The sequence below is a fragment of the Mucilaginibacter sp. PPCGB 2223 genome, from assembly GCF_001705515.1.
Taxonomy (GTDB): domain Bacteria; phylum Bacteroidota; class Bacteroidia; order Sphingobacteriales; family Sphingobacteriaceae; genus Mucilaginibacter.
In genome coordinates this window covers 458,618-474,144 of the sequence record NZ_MDJS01000002.1, presented here as the reverse complement: position 1 = coordinate 474,144, position 15,527 = coordinate 458,618, and the positions used below count along the sequence as shown (strand labels likewise).

The 15,527-nt window shown below is 49.2% G+C and carries 14 protein-coding genes; 6 read left to right on the top strand and 8 right to left on the bottom strand.

The features are described from left to right. Positions 1 to 46: 46 nt before the first annotated feature. The 3 genes from BEL04_RS12540 to BEL04_RS12530 all read left to right on the top strand — a co-directional run bounded on the left by BEL04_RS12540 (position 47) and on the right by BEL04_RS12530 (position 1,240). Positions 47 to 499: a phosphatidylglycerophosphatase A gene (locus BEL04_RS12540; RefSeq protein ID WP_066004302.1), complete on the top strand. Its 453-nt coding sequence runs from the start codon at positions 47 to 49 to the stop codon at positions 497 to 499. Positions 500 to 747: 248 nt separating this feature from the next. Continuing rightward, positions 748 to 930, top strand: coding sequence for a hypothetical protein (locus tag BEL04_RS12535; RefSeq protein WP_066004300.1), 183 nt, complete (start codon positions 748 to 750; stop codon positions 928 to 930). 85 nt (positions 931 to 1,015) lie between these two features. Continuing rightward, positions 1,016 to 1,240 (top strand): hypothetical protein, encoded by a 225-nt coding sequence (locus tag BEL04_RS12530; RefSeq protein WP_066004298.1) that lies wholly within the window; start codon positions 1,016 to 1,018, stop codon positions 1,238 to 1,240. On the opposite strand, the gene BEL04_RS12525 is transcribed toward BEL04_RS12530, so the two are convergent. The 4 genes from BEL04_RS12525 to BEL04_RS12510 are packed head-to-tail and all read right to left on the bottom strand — an operon-like array spanning position 1,231 to position 5,291. Beyond that, positions 1,231 to 1,983, bottom strand: coding sequence for a DUF72 domain-containing protein (locus BEL04_RS12525; RefSeq protein WP_066004296.1), 753 nt, complete (start codon positions 1,981 to 1,983; stop codon positions 1,231 to 1,233). The two genes, BEL04_RS12530 and BEL04_RS12525, sit on opposite strands and share 10 nt — an antisense overlap. Further along, positions 1,980 to 2,588: an alpha-ketoglutarate-dependent dioxygenase AlkB gene (locus BEL04_RS12520; RefSeq protein ID WP_066004294.1), complete on the bottom strand. Its 609-nt coding sequence runs from the start codon at positions 2,586 to 2,588 to the stop codon at positions 1,980 to 1,982. The genes BEL04_RS12525 and BEL04_RS12520 overlap by 4 nt, the downstream gene beginning before the upstream one ends. 30 nt (positions 2,589 to 2,618) lie before the next feature. Then, on the bottom strand, positions 2,619 to 4,883 hold the full coding sequence (locus BEL04_RS12515; protein WP_066004293.1) for a M56 family metallopeptidase: 2,265 nt from the start codon (positions 4,881 to 4,883) through the stop codon (positions 2,619 to 2,621). Positions 4,884 to 4,889: 6 nt separating this feature from the next. Next, entirely contained in the window at positions 4,890 to 5,291 is a 402-nt protein-coding gene (locus BEL04_RS12510) for a BlaI/MecI/CopY family transcriptional regulator (protein WP_066004290.1), read from the bottom strand. A gap of 128 nt (positions 5,292 to 5,419) precedes the next feature. Between BEL04_RS12510 and BEL04_RS12505 the strand changes: the two genes are divergently transcribed. Further along, entirely contained in the window at positions 5,420 to 6,775 is a 1,356-nt protein-coding gene (locus BEL04_RS12505) for a serine hydrolase (RefSeq protein ID WP_066004287.1), read from the top strand. An 82-nt stretch (positions 6,776 to 6,857) separates the two neighbouring features. On the opposite strand, the gene BEL04_RS12500 is transcribed toward BEL04_RS12505, so the two are convergent. From BEL04_RS12500 to katG, 3 genes are all read right to left on the bottom strand, one after another. After that, positions 6,858 to 8,156 carry a DUF885 domain-containing protein gene (locus BEL04_RS12500; RefSeq protein ID WP_066004286.1) on the bottom strand — a complete coding sequence of 433 codons (1,299 nt, stop codon included), beginning with the start codon at positions 8,154 to 8,156 and terminating at the stop codon, positions 6,858 to 6,860. Between the two features lie 87 nt (positions 8,157 to 8,243). Beyond that, positions 8,244 to 8,939 carry a GDSL-type esterase/lipase family protein gene (locus tag BEL04_RS12495; protein WP_083227910.1) on the bottom strand — a complete coding sequence of 232 codons (696 nt, stop codon included), beginning with the start codon at positions 8,937 to 8,939 and terminating at the stop codon, positions 8,244 to 8,246. 232 nt (positions 8,940 to 9,171) lie between these two features. After that, positions 9,172 to 11,439 (bottom strand): catalase/peroxidase HPI, encoded by a 2,268-nt coding sequence (gene katG, locus BEL04_RS12490; protein ID WP_066004284.1) that lies wholly within the window; start codon positions 11,437 to 11,439, stop codon positions 9,172 to 9,174. 220 nt (positions 11,440 to 11,659) lie between these two features. Between katG and BEL04_RS12485 the strand changes: the two genes are divergently transcribed. Both BEL04_RS12485 and BEL04_RS12480 read left to right on the top strand, forming a co-directional pair. Continuing rightward, positions 11,660 to 12,241 (top strand): Crp/Fnr family transcriptional regulator, encoded by a 582-nt coding sequence (locus BEL04_RS12485; RefSeq protein ID WP_066004283.1) that lies wholly within the window; start codon positions 11,660 to 11,662, stop codon positions 12,239 to 12,241. 157 nt (positions 12,242 to 12,398) lie between these two features. Beyond that, positions 12,399 to 13,289: an SDR family oxidoreductase gene (locus BEL04_RS12480; protein ID WP_066004281.1), complete on the top strand. Its 891-nt coding sequence runs from the start codon at positions 12,399 to 12,401 to the stop codon at positions 13,287 to 13,289. Between the two features lie 41 nt (positions 13,290 to 13,330). Here BEL04_RS12480 and BEL04_RS12475 read toward each other — a convergent pair whose 3' ends face one another. After that, entirely contained in the window at positions 13,331 to 15,526 is a 2,196-nt protein-coding gene (locus BEL04_RS12475; RefSeq protein ID WP_066004279.1) for an alpha-N-acetylglucosaminidase, read from the bottom strand. Position 15,527: the final 1 nt, after the last annotated feature.

Below are 15,527 nucleotides of genomic sequence, written 5' to 3'. Positions count from 1 at the left end.
GCCCCGCCCCTCCCCAGGGAAGGAATAAAAAATATATCAATACACTATGATCAAGCTCTTAGCCACCTGGTTTGGCATCGGTTATATCAAAGGCGGCGGCACCATCGCAGCAGCGGTTACCTGCGGGCTGATCTGGCTGTTATGGCCAACCCAAGCCGGGCAAAACAACTGGATCTTTATCGCCATCACGGTTTTAATTACCCTTTTGGGGATATGGCTTGGCGATAAGGTTGAACCCTATTGGGGAAAAGACAGTTACCGGGTAGTGATCGATGAGGTAGCCGGGATGCTGGTAACCATGATCTGGGTACCGCATAACGTGTGGCTGCTGCTGGCCGGTTTCATCCTGTTCCGCTTTTTTGATATGGTAAAGCCCTTAGGCATACGCAAACTCGAAGACCTGCCTGGTGGCGCTGGCGTAATGCTCGACGATGTTTTGGCGGGTATTTACGGCAACATTATTTTGCAGGTTGCTGTATTGGCTCTAAGTTTGCGTTAAGGATTGCAGCGCCTGCCTGTCGGCAGACAGGGATACCGGCCCTGTGACTAATGCCTGAAGGCGTATGAGCGAAAAGCCTACCCCACAGGGGAACGCCCACACAACTGATACGATATAACAAGTCGGCCCCGGCATACCTGTCAAATCTATTTTTCTGCTTGTTTATTCAAAAGCTTTAGTTATCTTAGTGATATAGAGGTTATTCAACCCAAACCTGTTTTTAACCAATTATTAAAAAACCTAACGTTATGCCCTGGATGAAAGGCGAATACCCGCCATCGTACAAAAAATTGCCTGCCAAGATCAGGAACAAGGCTGTAGAGATCGCTAACGCGTTATTGCTTTATCATGGCGCAGATGAGCATGCAGCTATTGCCCTGGGTGCGCATAGCGCCAAAGAGTGGGCAAAAAAGCAGCCCTCAAAAAGATAGCGCAAGATCGCTGCTGTTTTGAATTTAACAGGCTTTTGCAAGCTTATATAATAATTTATGCTGTGTTTTTGCATAAATTGGCAGCATGCAAAACACACCGAGAGAAAAAAAGCAATGGGCAATCCCCGAACTGTTCATCATTGCCAGTACCGAAATCGAGAATAAAAGCCAGGCGAAGTACAACGAAAAAACTTTCATCAGTTCGCAGCTATTCCATACTCCAAGCGGCACCTTCAACCAGTTATTTTTTAAGAATGCCCCCGGCGGCGGGGTAGTTGGCTTTAATACAAAAAATGCCTATCACTCCTGATCGTTTACATACGCATTAAGTGTTTGCAGATTTTGCAAGGCGCTGCCGAGCGTATTGTTAAAGTAAGCGTAAACTGTTTTCCCACCGTTGCGCCAATCGTTAATATATCCCGCGTATTCGGCTAAATAATCGTCGGCGTAGCTTCCGCGATAATTGCTTTCTGTTCCGTGAAAGCGCAGGTACACAAAATCGGCTTCAGTTTCCATCATCGGTGCTGCAGATGCGGGCATATCGTGCAATACCAAACCCATTTTATGCTCATCCAGCAGCTTAAAGACGGTATCGGTATACCAGGTTTTGCTCCTGAATTCGATAGCGATATCCCACCGGTCGCCAGGATCATTATCCTGCAGGCAACCTAACAACCTCTCCAATTGCTTACCGTAAGTAATGGTAACACTTGCCGGGAACTGCACCAGTAAACAACCTGCTTTTGCGCCTGCACCGGTTATTACCTGCATAAACCGCCTAACGTCCTCTTCGGCAAAAGCCAAACCTTTATTGTGGGTTATACCGCGCCACAATTTAAAGGTAAATTTAAAGTCATCGGGCACCTCGGTAGCCCAGCGCTCAATGGTCCGCGCTAAGGGTATTTTGTAAAAAGTGCTGTTTATCTCTAAACTATTAAGCAGCGATCCATAATAACACAATCTGCTTTTACATTGGTACGCTTGAGGAAACAGCGTTTTATTGGCGACCGGCAACACAATATTACTGGTGCCTGAGTAAAATTGCCCTCTCATAAAATTACCCTGAAAGTCAGATTTACCCGTGCGCGCATTGGCCTGGTTGATTTGGCAATACGGTGCTCCCATTTTTGCTGCAGTTCGCCTTTCATTAACAGCAGTGAGCCGTTTTCGAGGTTTAGGGCATATTTACGGTGATGATCCTGCTTATGGCGGATGTCGAAACGGCGTACCTGCCCAAAACTTACCGAGGCGATGAGCGGCTGTTTGCCCAATTCGTTCTCATTATCACTATGCCAGGCAACCGAGTCGTTTGCATCGCGATAATAATTGAGCAATACACTGTTAAATCTTATGCCGGCGAAAGGTTCTATGCGGTTTTTAATTTCAAGCAGTTCGGGCAACCAGGGCATTGGTTTAAAACTCCCGCCGGTATAGGCGTAATTTTTACCGGTATCGCCATACCAGGCTGTTAATCTTGGCGTAACCACTTCTTTACCGTACATGGTCACTACACGCTGCTCCCAGGGCACAGTACCAATAAAATACTGTAAAAAGTGTTCGCTTTCGCTGATGCTGAATATCCCTGAATGATATTCAAGCACGTCGGCCGGTAAGCCGGGCGTTTGCCCTGCCTCGCTAAAAAAGCTCAGTTGCTCCATAGCTTAGCAACAGCATAAATGTTTTTCTGTTTACCTGCTCATATCTCTTTTATCCAAAAACACCCCGGTGCCGGTCATCTTAACGGGGCCATAGTACAGGCCGTTATTCGGACCGATACCATATTGCGCCTTCAGTTTTTGATGCAGGGCTTCGGGTTGTTTGTTGCCGTTAACGATCAGCTCATCATTGCTCAATCCAAACCAATCAACCGATGATGGATCGGGTATTACTTTTTCGTTGACCAAAGCAGCTATTACCCCCCGCACGCGTTCCTGATCGTTCGAGATATCTGCATGGTGCGCTTTCTTTGCACGCACACTATCCCTGGTTCGTGGTTTTGCATCGTAACCAGCTTGTGGTTTATCATAGCGGCTTTCAGGTTTGGTATGGTCCTTATCCCAGTCAGGCTTCGCAAATACATCACCTTTGCGCATTTTCCATTTTGCTAACTTTAACGTGTCGCCTGTCTTGCCGTCGCGTAGCATCATCGTACTGCCGTTTGTTTCGTTTTTCATTTCTACAACATTGCCATTCTCATCGATCTGCAAAAGCTTATCCTTTGTCGCCCGGGCCTTATCAGCACGCGCTTTGTCCTTTTCGGCACGTTCTTTATCCCTGGTCTGCATTTCGGCATCACGTTCTTTAGCTCTTTCATTGCGCTCTTTATCCTTACCATCATTCCTGGCTTTATATTCCTTATCTTTCTGGTTACGCACTTCTTCCTTAGCCCGCATTTCATCTCCGTGGGCCGCTTGCTTTTGTCGTTTGGCATCCATCTTCGCCATCTCGATATCGTGTTCATTATTCAGCAACTGCACTTTACCTCTTACCCTCCGGTCTTTATCCATACGGGTTTTGGTTATCATCCGGTCAATCCGGCTGATCAGCGATTGGTAATGGCCAAACTCCGTTTCGGGTATCACCACACCGTTGATGGTCAAAGCAGTTAACTTGCCATTCACAGTTTTTAAATAGTAGGTATTATTGATATCGTCCGTCACGGTAACTTCACGGTTCAGGCTGTCGGCATCGGTTTTGTTAAACTGCAGGCGCACCAGTTTGGGCAAAGTATCATTTAGCTGCTGAATGGCCCCGGTCATCTTTAATGTATCGGCCTTTAACTTCATGCCGTTTAAACCGGTTGCTTTTGCAGATAATGGAGGCGGCAAAGGCGCAGTATGCGGCACAATATGATTAACCATCGCCATAACCTGCTTTTTGATAAAATGCGCGCCATGCTTCACTTCCGACTGCGCCCTGGGCACAAAAACAAACATAGCCAGCAGCAGCATGCCCGATAACAACACCACTTTTTCGGCAGCGCTTAGCTTCTGGTTTTCGTGGCTCACCATCCGGCGCAGGCGGTTCATCAACTGGTTTTTGCGCAGACTCAGGGCCATGGCATAACCACCCTTACCGGCCCGGCAATCTTCAAAAGCCATCAGCGCTTCCAGGTAGTTGCGCTTGTGCTGCACGTGCGCCAGTACAATATCGTCGCAGCTGTTCTCGCGTTCCTCACGGATCAAGGCAGATATCCACCAGATGGCCGGGTTAAAAAAGAACACCGTTTCGACCACGCTTTGCAAAATATTCACCAGGTAATCGCGGCGCAGGATGTGTGCCAGTTCGTGATAGATCACCGATTCGATCTGCCCCGGCGAAAGTTGCATGATCATCTCCGCAGGCAATAAAATAATCGGTTTAAAATAACCTATGGTAACCGGCACGCTGATCAGTTTTGATTCTTTAAGGCCGACCGCTCTTGTAATACCGAGCTTTTCGGCAAAAGCGGTAACCTTATCCCGCCAAACATCGCCTATATCAAAAACGTTTACACTCCGTACCCTCCTTACATATAAAAGTTCGCGGGTGAGTTTTATGCACTTAAAAGCGAAGCACAACAGCCATACGGCAAAAATGATGGTCGAGTATTGATCGAGTAAACGAATAACGCGGGTATAGTTGAACCCGTCGACGGTTACCTCTGCATTGGTTGCAGTAACTACTGTTTGCCCCGCAATATCACTGCTTAAAGTGATCAGCGTATTGTTATCAGGATGTACGGGCTTGCCCAATTCGCTAAAAAAGGTAACCGCGACGGCTGTTACAAACAACATCAGTATCCCGCACAACAGGCGGTACCGCAGCTGAGCGGCAGCTCTGTTAGTCAGGGCAATAACCAGGCCGGCAAGTGCGGCGGCGATAATGCCGATCCAAAGCGAGTGGATAAACGTCCAGCAGATGGCTTTGATGGCATGATCGGACAGGTACGGGTTTAAAAATATTGTTTTCATAACCTTTTACTTTTGATCTATCTTTTTAATCAGTTCTTCAAACTCGGCGCGCTCTTCGGCCGAAAGTTTTTTGTTGCCTAACAACTGCATCATCAGGCTGCCTGCCGAACCATTGAACAGGTTATCGACCACTCTATCCAGCATGGCGCCTTTGGTTTTGTTTTCCTCAACGGCGGCGCGGTAAATATGCGTCATCTGGCTATCGTCCTTTTTCAGCAGGCCTTTCTCTATCATGATCTGCATCAGCTTTAAGGTCGACATATAAATTACCGGGCGTTTTTCCTGGTTGATCTGGTCGTTCACAAAACGGGCGGTCGAGGGGCCGTACTGCCACAGCACCTGTAGTATCTCCAGTTCGGATTTGGTAGGCTCGGATGATGCTGATTTTTCCTTTTTAGGTGATTTCATAAGTCAAACATAAGAATAATTTCTTATGTTCCAAATTTTTATTTAATATTGCCGGCAGATAACTGGCCATCAGCGCAATAAACATAAGAATAATTTCTTATTTAACCGTAAAAATTAAATCAAAAACAATGAAAAATCTAATTCTAACGCTATTTGCACTATTTACCGGCACAATAGTTTTTTCGCAAACAACATCCAAAATAAAGTTCGATCAGATCATCGATTCGCACTTTAAAGCCGATGAACCAGGTGGTACAGTAATTATAGCACGCCATGGCAAAATTATTTACGAACGAACTTTTGGCATGGCAAACCTTGAGCTTAACACAAAAATGCAGCCCGGTATGGTGTTTAATATTGGCTCCATGACCAAACAGTTTACCGCTGTGTGTATTTTGCAGCTAATGGAGCACGGCAAGCTCAATGTTACCGATCATATTAATAAATACATTGCCAATTGCCCCGATAGCTGGCAACAGATCACCATCGAAAACCTGCTGAGCCATACTTCGGGCATTGCCGATCAGCCCTTGCCCGACAGCAAGCCCGAAAACGTGGTAAGAGTGTACGCGTCAAAGCCGCTGTCATACCCAACCGGCACCAAATATTTTTATGCTAACTCGGAGTATGTGTTGTTAGGTTATATTATTGAAAAGGTGAGCGGCATGCCTTATGCCAAATATCTAAAAAACAACATTTTGATACCTGTTGGCATGACGAACACTTACATTCAGGATGAAGACAGTGTTATACCCAATAGGGCATCAGCCTATGTAAAAGGTAAAACGGGCTTCCGTAACGTAACTTTGCAGGGCGGCCCGGGCACCGCCGCGGGCATCATACTATCAACCACGCACGATATGCTGCTGTGGAACCAGGCCCTTGTTAACGGCAGGGTGATCCAAACAACATCGCTCTTTAAGGCCTGGACTCCCTTTAAACTCAACGATGGCAAACTTATAAACTATGGCTACGGTTGGCAAGCAGGCGGCAGTATACAGGGCAGCCCCATAATTGAGCACGGCGGTGTTGCCATTGGCTACGTTACAGATGCCCTGTATATGCCCCAAGAGGGTATTTATGTGGCCGTTTTTCTTAACCAGCGCAGTGCCCTGTCCGATTTTATCGCCAGCGAACTGGCGGCCTTATTTATCAATAAGCCATTTGTTATAAGCGCGGTTACTTTAAGTGATGATAGCCTTAAACGCTACTGCGGCACTTATGCCGATAGCACAGGTGCGCGTACAGTTACTTTGGTTGATCATAAATTATTTTATCAGCATGGCAGCGGCCCAAAATTGCCGCTTACCCCTTGCGGTATCGATTGGTTTTATTTTGATAATACCCAGGTAACGGGCGTTATCGGGCGCGATCCTCACGGACGAATTTTAGGTATGGCGCTGATAGACCGCCGCTACCCGGGCCAACGTCCACCAATGATGAAGCGAATTGATAGCCCGGACATACAAAGCCAGGCCAGGTAAGCTCAGTGGCATAAAATAAGCAAACGCCTGCGGGACTTTAAAAACAGAAGGTCCGTAGGCGTTTCGTCTAAAATGCACGCTGTCACCCATTACCCTTAAACACATTCTCCCGCACCATAAACAGCGGCAGCGAGCCGTGGTTCAGGATGCGGCCGTGGAAGTTTTTGATGTTGAAGTTTTTACCTTGTTTTTTGGCTAAAGCTTCTTTCCAGCTGAGGATTTGTACCGCGCCGTATTTGTAGGTAACGGCCTGTGCGGGCCAGCGGCGCACCCGGGCAATCTCGCGCAAGGCGATATCGTCCTGCCCGCGGATGTTCTTCTTCCAGAAAGCCAGGGCCTGCTCATCCGTCCAGCCGTAATAGTTAAGCGCCACATCCAAAGGCACACGCACCGCACGAACAATGTCCCACTGCCATTTGCCCATCTCATCATAAGGGGTTTGATACGCGCCCAACTGCTTGCCCAGTTCTTCGGCGTAAGCGCCCCAACCCTCGGCAAAACCTATGTAAAAAAACAATTCCTGCACTTTGGACACTTTGGTACCAGCTACAATGGAGTTTTGATAATGATGCCCCGGCACGCCTTCATGGATAAACAGCCAGTCGTACTGGCGTTTATTATAAGGCTTATCAAAAAGGTTATAATAAAAAGTGTTGTTGTTATAATAGCCCGGCGTTTGCGCCAGGGCGGCGGCTTCGCCGCGTTTAATCTGCAGGCTGGGTACGGTGGTTACGCTGAAAAGTTTAGGCAGGTGGGCATAAATCACAGCCCTGGTATGTTCGAAAGCATTTTTCACTTCATTAGTATCCGATGTAAAGAACGACGGATCATCCAGTTGTTTGTAAAAGGCATCTTCGCTTAAACCGGTTTGTTTACGCACAGCTTCAATATGCGCCTGTACACGCTTCACTTCGGCCAGCCCGAACCGGTAGATCTGATCTGGCGTCACATCATCGCTCACCCAGCGCTTTAAATAGTAGGCATACCACTCTTTACCATCGGGCAGGGTTATGATGCCTTTGATCGGCACTTCTTGTGCGGCGGCCTGCCTCCAGCGCAATTCGAGGTCAACACGCTGCAGGTTGATACCAGTCTCGTAAGCCATCAGCTGATAGTCGGTTTTTTGCAACGGGCTAAGCCTGGTTTGGTCGTACGCCGCCAACCCTGCTTTTATTTGTGTAAAGAAAGCCTGCTGATCTTTAATTTGTGCGACAGTACCAATATGCTGCAAATTGGTAACGTAGCTCAGATCAAGCTGCGGCATTTTAAGCGCCTTATAACCACTTACAAAATCGTCGGCAAATTCGTCGAAGTTTTTTTGCTGCGCCGATGCGGATAAAGAAATTACGGTAATAATTATAACAAGGCGTAGGGTCTTCATTGTCTTACGGGGTTTAACCGGTATGACAACGAAAAACAAAGGTTGTTACATGCCGGGGCAACACTTTAACTACGAGGATCAGCGAGTTTATCTGATCATCTTGGCCACAATCGGTTCGATCAGCTTTCGCGACCCGGCAGCATCCATGTGCAAGCCATCGGGCGACATGGTTTCCATATCCAATCCCGGGGTTTTAAAGCCGTTCACAAAAATACAGCCGGTTTTTTTAGCAATTTTTTCGAAAGCAATGCTTAAAGCTTCTACCCTTTTAGCGCCGCCGTCGTATTTTTCGGTACCGATGGTTTTTGAGCCATAAGGCGGTGGTGCGATGATGATGATCTTAGCTCTGCTAATAACAGGGTAACTGCTATGTTTGATCTTGTTGATCAGCTTTTCGAGGTTTGCAATTACTTCCTCCTGTTTATCGGCGAATATCTTTTTACAATCGTTGGTGCCCAGTTCCATCACCACAAAATCGTACGGGCGGTCTTTGGTATGTTCGGCAGCTTTTTTCAGGTTCTCGTCAATCACCATCAACGAGTTGAGCGTGGTATCGTTCAGATTAACAAAACCTATCGTCCGGCCCGATTTGCTGATATTGAACACCTGTGCCTTAGGCAGCGCATATTCGATCTGATGCGGCCAGCTCCAGGCAAAAGTGCCGTTGCTATCGCCAAGGGTAAAGATATTCAAGGGTTTGTCAGACAGTGCCGGGCCCTGCGCATGCAGCATAAACGGAATGGTTAAAAGCAATGCGAAGATAATGTTGATCTTGGATCTCATAGTGCGTAGAAATTGGACGGACTAATATACGATGTTATGGCTATCGCTCACTGCATATTGTGGTTTTGCACCGGTTGCCGAATGTACGTTGATAAACTTCAACCGGTCGGCATCTTTAATTCGGTTTATAAAACCAGCCATCATAGTTTAGGTCACTGTCCCGTGCTGTTATGTGATATCCATAAAAAAAGCGGCCGGTGACCCGGCCGCTTTCTACATCATCATAGTCAGATTATTTCAGGTCGAACCTGTCGAGGTCCATCACTTTGGCCCAGGCGGCCACAAAATCCTTAACGAGTTTGTCTTCGCCGCCTGCCTCGCCGTAAACTTCGGCAATGGCCCTTAACTCGGCGTGCGAACCAAAAACCAGGTCGGCGCGGGTGGCCGTCCATTTACGTGCACCGGTTTTACGGTCGCGGCCCTCGTATAGTTCCTTATCGGGGCCGGCAGCCGTCCATGCGGTGCTCATATCGAGCAGGTTCACAAAAAAGTCGTTGGTCAGTTGCCCCGGGCGTTTGGTCAACACACCATGTGCCGAGCCATCGTAATTGGTATTCAGCACACGCATACCGCCAACCAGCACTGTCAGTTCGGGCGCAGTAAGCGTCAATAATTGCGCCTTGTCTATCAGCAGGTCTTCGGTACGAACACGGGCCGTTGCTTTACGGTAATTACGGAAACCATCGGCTGGCGGCTCCATATAGTGGAACGATTCTACATCGGTCTGCTCCTGCGAGGCGTCGGTACGGCCGGGAGTAAACGGAACAGAGATATGATGCCCGGCATCTTTAGCCGCTTTCTCAACTGCGGCGCTGCCTGCCAGTACGATCAGGTCGGCAAGAGAAACTTTCTTACCGCTGTTATTGAATTCTTTCTGAATGCCTTCCAAAATACCCAGCACTTTAGTCAATTGTGCCGGGTCGTTCACTTCCCAATCCTTTTGCGGGGCCAAACGGATACGCGCGCCATTGGCGCCGCCGCGTTTATCGCCACCGCGAAAGGTAGATGCCGAAGCCCAGGCAGTAGATACCAGTTGCGAAACGCTCAAACCGGATGCCAGCACTTTTGCTTTTAAAGCCTCAATATCATTGCCATCGATCAAAGCATGATCAACTGCCGGAACCGGGTCCTGCCATATCAACACTTCCGCAGGCACATCCGCACCTAAATAACGGGCACGCGGGCCCATATCGCGATGGGTTAATTTAAACCATGCACGGGCAAAGGCATCGGCAAACTGGTCGGGATGCTCAAGGAAACGCCTCGATATTTTTTCGTATACCGGGTCGAAGCGCAGGGCCAGGTCGGTCGTCAGCATTTTAGGTGCATGTTTTTTGTTGGGATCGAATGCATCGGGTATCACCTCGCCTGCATTTTTGGCTACCCACTGGTGGGCGCCGCCCGGGCTCTTGCTCAGTTCCCATTCAAAACCGAACAGGTGCTCAAAAAAGTCGTTGCTCCATTTGGTCGGCGTTTTTGTCCAGGTTACTTCCAAACCGCTGGTGATGGCATCGGCGCCTTTGCCCGAGCCGTAGCTGTTTACCCAGCCGAAACCCTGCAATTCAATTCCCGCTGCCTCCGGCTCTTTATCTACATGGTCGGATGTGGACGCACCGTGGGTTTTGCCAAAAGTATGCCCGCCTGCAATCAGTGCCACGGTCTCCTCGTCGTTCATGGCCATGCGGCCAAAGGTATCGCGTATATCGCGCCCTGCGGCTATTGGGTCGGGGTTACCATCAGGGCCTTCGGGGTTTACGTAGATCAGGCCCATCTGCACGGCCGCAAGCGGCTTTTCAAGATTGCGTGCATGTATGTCGCCATCTGCTTTATCGTCAGACACCAATGTTGCACCGGGTTTTTCCACGCCTTCGGATCCGTGCGCATAACGCAGGTCGCCGCCGAGCCAGGTATTTTCGGCTCCCCAGTATACCGATTCATCGGCCTCCCACACATCTTCGCGGCCTCCGGCAAAGCCAAAGGTTTTAAAACCCATCGATTCGAGCGCAACGTTGCCGGCGAGGATCATCAGGTCGGCCCAGGATATTTTGTTACCATATTTTTGTTTGATTGGCCATAACAACCTGCGCGCCTTATCAAGGCTCACGTTATCGGGCCAGCTGTTCAGGGGCGCAAAACGCTGCAAACCCTGGCCTCCGCCGCCGCGCCCGTCGGTTATACGATAAGTACCTGCGCTGTGCCAGGCCATACGGATGAACAAGCCGCCGTAGTGGCCAAAATCTGCCGGCCACCAATCCTGCGAGTCGGTCATGAGTGCATGCAGGTCATTTTTCAACGCTTCCAGGTCGAGGCTTTTAAAAGCTTCGGCATAATTAAAATCCTTATCCATCGGGTTCGACAACGATGAGTGCTGCCGCAGGATGCTCAGCTTAAGCTGATCGGGCCACCAATCGCCGTTGCGGGTACCTGCACCGCCAACATTACTTTTCATACTCCCGTTATGAAAAGGGCATTTGCTGATGTCGTTTGAATTGTTTTCCATTGTTTAACTATTTGAGCGGTTATTAACTATGAACTAATTTGAATGGGTTATAAAGGTTACGTGGTAAACAGGTTGTATACAAACTTACCGATATTGTTCAAATATTTTTATCGATTGTTTTGATGTGCGATAGTTAAAATCTATTGGTTCGCAAGGGGCTTATAAAACACTCCAATTGGGTTGTGCCGGCAGTTTTGATTGTTTAATTTTGGATTTACCGATGATAACAGCATTTGAAAACTATCTCCGGCAGGAAACCAGTCTCAGCGATGCCGACATTCACCAGATCAGCTCACTGGCCATCCGGCGAAAGCTGCGCCGTAATGAATTCCTGTTTCGTGAGGGCGAGGTTTGCCGCCATAAGGTTTTTGTGATAAGCGGCTTGCTCCGGATTTTCGGTATGACACCGGATGGAGGCGAACATATCCTGCAATTCTCGCCCGAAACTACCTGGACCATCGATGCCGAAAGTTACGACAGGCAAACGCCATCGATCTATAATATTGATGCCGTGGAGCCAAGCGAACTGCTGTTATGGACCAAGGCCGATTTCGACAGCCTGCTGACCCGTATACCCCAACTGAAAAAATTTGCCGAGCAACTCATATCGGGCAATACCTATAGCGGCCGCCGCCGTTTGCTTACTGCCCTGAGCGCCACCCCCGAGCAAAAGTATGAGGATTTTGTACAGACATTCCCCCGCTTGCTCTCGCGCCTGCCCTTAAGGATGATTGCGGGCTACCTGGGCATATCGCTCAAAACACTTAACCGCGTTAGGCAGGCACAGTTGCTGCGCTCATAAAATCGGTTGTATATTTCTTATCAATGCCTGTATTGAAAAGGACGAGCTTGCTTGCGCGATGGTAATTGCGGTTCGATCATTACAGAAATTAAGGTCAAATGACCTTTTTTTAGCGCCCGCCTTCGCCCAATTTTGTTATCAATAAAATTGAAATGTTATGCATGTATTTGTAACAGGGGCCTCAGGCTTTGTTGGCTCCGCTGTAGTGAACGAATTGTTAGCCGCCGGGCACCAGGTACTGGGCCTGGTACGATCAGGTAAAGGTGCCCAACAGGTAAAAGCCGCAGGCGCCGGAGTTTTAATGGGCGATGTGAATGACCCGGCAATATTAAAACAAGGGGCCACTACCTGCGATGCCGTGATCCACACGGCTTTTAACCACGATTTTTCGCAGTATAAGGCCAATTGCGAAGCCGACCGCAAAGTGATAGGGACATTAGGCGATGTACTGGCAGGCACCGGCAAAACGCTGGTCATCACGTCGGGTATAGGCTTGTTGAGCTATGACCGCCTGGTAACCGAAGACGATCGGGTCGGGGCAGGTTCGGATGTGGTACCCCGGGCCGCCTCGGAGGAAGCCGCTGCCGCGGTAGCAGCCAAAGGCGTTAATGTTTATACGGTACGCCTGCCGCCAAGCGTGCACGATGCCGGCGATCATGGCTTTGTACCTATGGTGATCAATATCGCGCGTGAAAAAGGCGAATCGGCATACGTGGGCGACGGACAGAACCTGTGGCCTGCCGTACACCGCGCCGATGCGGCCGTGCTTTACCGGCTGATTATAGAAAGGCAACCCGAACTGAAAACACTTCACGCTGTCGGCCAAACGGGTGTACTCTTCCGCGATATTGCTGCTGCTATCGGCCGGGGCTTGAATCTCCCGGTAGCAAGCAAGAGTGGCGACGACATTGCGGCACATTTCGGCTGGTTTGCACACTTTGCGGCCCTGGGCTGCCAGGCTTCGGGACAGAAAACGGAGGACGCCTTAGGCTGGGCGCCCAAAGGCCCCGGGCTGATACAGGATATTGACGAGCACTACTTCAGCTGATCTTGACCACACCCCAACCGCAGTTTGAAACCACATTGTGGTTAGGGTGTGGTATTTACTTTATCCCCGTATTTACGATAAAGCCTCCGGGCCTCCTGTATGGCATCGCCCTGTGGTTTTACCGGGTAATCTTTCCTGGTGTTTGCCCATTGCCACTCCCAGTTTCTGATCTGACCGGCAAAGGCATCTTTGTCAAACGGCTTTTTGCCGGTTATGTCCAAAGTAAGCAGCCCAAAAAACTGCTCCCAGCGGGATTTATAAAAATCGTTAAACAAGCCGCTCCACTGCCGGCAGGCATATTCGTTAAGCGGGCAGTCTTTATCGCCCCAAAGAGTTATCAGATCTTTGGCGTTCATTTCATAGAGGTTCTTTTCGGCACCGGTTTTACCACAGCGGCGGGCATCGGCAACCCAGCGGCCCAGTAAAAAATCGTTCCGGGTGGCCAGCAGTTTGTCCATGTCAGTTATCAGATCAATAAACTCCGTGCTGTATTTTTTGAACCCGGCCAGATCTTTTTGCTGATAAGCCAAAACAAACTTGCGCTGTAGTGGGAGGGCATAATTGGCCAGTACCTGCCGGGTCAAGTCAACCAGGTCGAACCGGAAGCCGTCGCTTGCCGACAGATCGCCGGAGGCTTTGATCATCGCCTGCCATGCGGGCAGCAGGCCTTTGGCATGATAGTTTAACGACGTTCGTGCCCAGTGCGCTGTGCTATCGGTAGTCGGCCTGGCCTGGATGATGGATTCGGCGCCATCGCGTACGTACATATCGGCCGGTACGCTGTAAACGGTCTTGCGTAAAATATCCCACGCTTTAAAAGCGTCCGCGTTCTGTTTACCGTAGCGGTTAAGTACATATTCCGGCAGCCATTCATTTACGTTGATGGGTTGATCTCGCCAGGTATTAGCGGTTAAAAGCTCATACAGCACCGGGTTTTGTTCGATGCCTTCCATCGTGAGGCCGATGCCTTTCATCCGGCCGCTTTTAGGGTCGTGATAAGCTTCGGACGGTGCTTGTGCGGCTACATCCATCCTGCCGAAAAGATTGGTATTCGCACCAAAATTGTTCAGCATGTTCCATATCCAGGGCTTGCCGTAAAAGGCATTGGTACGTTTCCACACCGGTTCGATCTCGGTGGCGAGGTCGAGGATGATCATTTTATCATCAGGCACAGCTTTTAACAAAGCCTGGGTTTGCGGTTCTTTCCAAAATTTACGGTCGCTGTAAAACAACCAGCCCTGCATCACCCAAACGGCGGCAGTATCGGCCTGGTGCATCCCCTCGTATACCCTTGCGCTCAACTTACTGAGATACTCCGGTTCGTCTGACGGCGGCTCGTTCTCGTTAAAGGTATCGGCCGAGTACAAGTGGTCGGTACCCAGCAAAGCGGTTTGCTTTTGCAGGAACAGCTTGCCTATGCGGGCAAACATCGGGTCGGCCGAGTCGAGGATATAGGTATCTGCAAAGCCGTTCTTCCAGTTGGTAGCTTTCAACCTGGCATCGGGGAACTTATTTCTGAAAGCGGCGGGTACATGCCCGGTAAAGGCAGGCAACACGGGTTTCATACCCAAAGCGCGTTCGCGGGCGACGATCTTTTTTTGCAGATCGAAATGATCCTGCATCCACTGCACTGGTAAAGGGCCGCCCCAGCTATCCATGTTACCCATCCAAAACCACGAAAAGTACGATGGCCCGGTGAAAAAGCCTTTCAGCTCATCATCGGTAAAGCCAAGCTCTTTATAAACCTTGTACCAGGTATACTCTTCGCCGGTAATGGCCAGCGGCATGTTGATGCCGTGCAAAGCCATCCAGTCGATCTCTTTTTCCCAGCGCGGCCAGTCCCACCAGCTCATGCTGTAATTAAAGGTGCAGTAGTTAAGATAATAGCGGTATTGGTAAGGTGTTTCTTTCCTGATCTTTTTGGTAATCAGGGGTAATTTAGCCGGTAGTTTGAGGTTAGTGCCGTTCCAGGTAACCTGGCAATGGCAATATTCGGTGAGATAGTAGTACAGCGCTGACGCAATGGCAACACCGTTATTGCCCCGCAGAATAATCCTGCCGTTTTTACTCCCGAGTTCAAAGCAATCGTGGGTTGAATGCATATCGGCCTGCTGCACTACAAAAGAGTTTGCCCTTTGCGGGATTAGCCGTCTGATCAGTGCGTACGAGTCGTTCTGAGCCGATGCCAAAAATGGCAACAAACACCATGTAAGAAATAAAAATTTCGGTATTCTCATC

Coding starts and splice junctions, on each gene's coding strand:
- BEL04_RS12520 (WP_066004294.1), bottom strand. CDS start 2,588: ATGGAGCAACTGAGCTTTTTTAGCGAGGCAGGGCAAACGCCCGGCTTA.
- BEL04_RS12510 (WP_066004290.1), bottom strand. CDS start 5,291: ATGAAATCACCTAAAAAGGAAAAATCAGCATCATCCGAGCCTACCAAA.
- BEL04_RS12485 (WP_066004283.1), top strand. CDS start 11,660: ATGATAACAGCATTTGAAAACTATCTCCGGCAGGAAACCAGTCTCAGC.
- BEL04_RS12540 (WP_066004302.1), top strand. CDS start 47: ATGATCAAGCTCTTAGCCACCTGGTTTGGCATCGGTTATATCAAAGGC.
- BEL04_RS12535 (WP_066004300.1), top strand. CDS start 748: ATGCCCTGGATGAAAGGCGAATACCCGCCATCGTACAAAAAATTGCCT.
- BEL04_RS12495 (WP_083227910.1), bottom strand. CDS start 8,939: ATGAGATCCAAGATCAACATTATCTTCGCATTGCTTTTAACCATTCCG.
- BEL04_RS12515 (WP_066004293.1), bottom strand. CDS start 4,883: ATGAAAACAATATTTTTAAACCCGTACCTGTCCGATCATGCCATCAAA.
- BEL04_RS12500 (WP_066004286.1), bottom strand. CDS start 8,156: ATGAAGACCCTACGCCTTGTTATAATTATTACCGTAATTTCTTTATCC.
- BEL04_RS12505 (WP_066004287.1), top strand. CDS start 5,420: ATGAAAAATCTAATTCTAACGCTATTTGCACTATTTACCGGCACAATA.
- katG (WP_066004284.1), bottom strand. CDS start 11,439: ATGGAAAACAATTCAAACGACATCAGCAAATGCCCTTTTCATAACGGG.
- BEL04_RS12475 (WP_066004279.1), bottom strand. CDS start 15,526: ATGAGAATACCGAAATTTTTATTTCTTACATGGTGTTTGTTGCCATTT.
- BEL04_RS12525 (WP_066004296.1), bottom strand. CDS start 1,983: ATGAGAGGGCAATTTTACTCAGGCACCAGTAATATTGTGTTGCCGGTC.
- BEL04_RS12480 (WP_066004281.1), top strand. CDS start 12,399: ATGCATGTATTTGTAACAGGGGCCTCAGGCTTTGTTGGCTCCGCTGTA.
- BEL04_RS12530 (WP_066004298.1), top strand. CDS start 1,016: ATGCAAAACACACCGAGAGAAAAAAAGCAATGGGCAATCCCCGAACTG.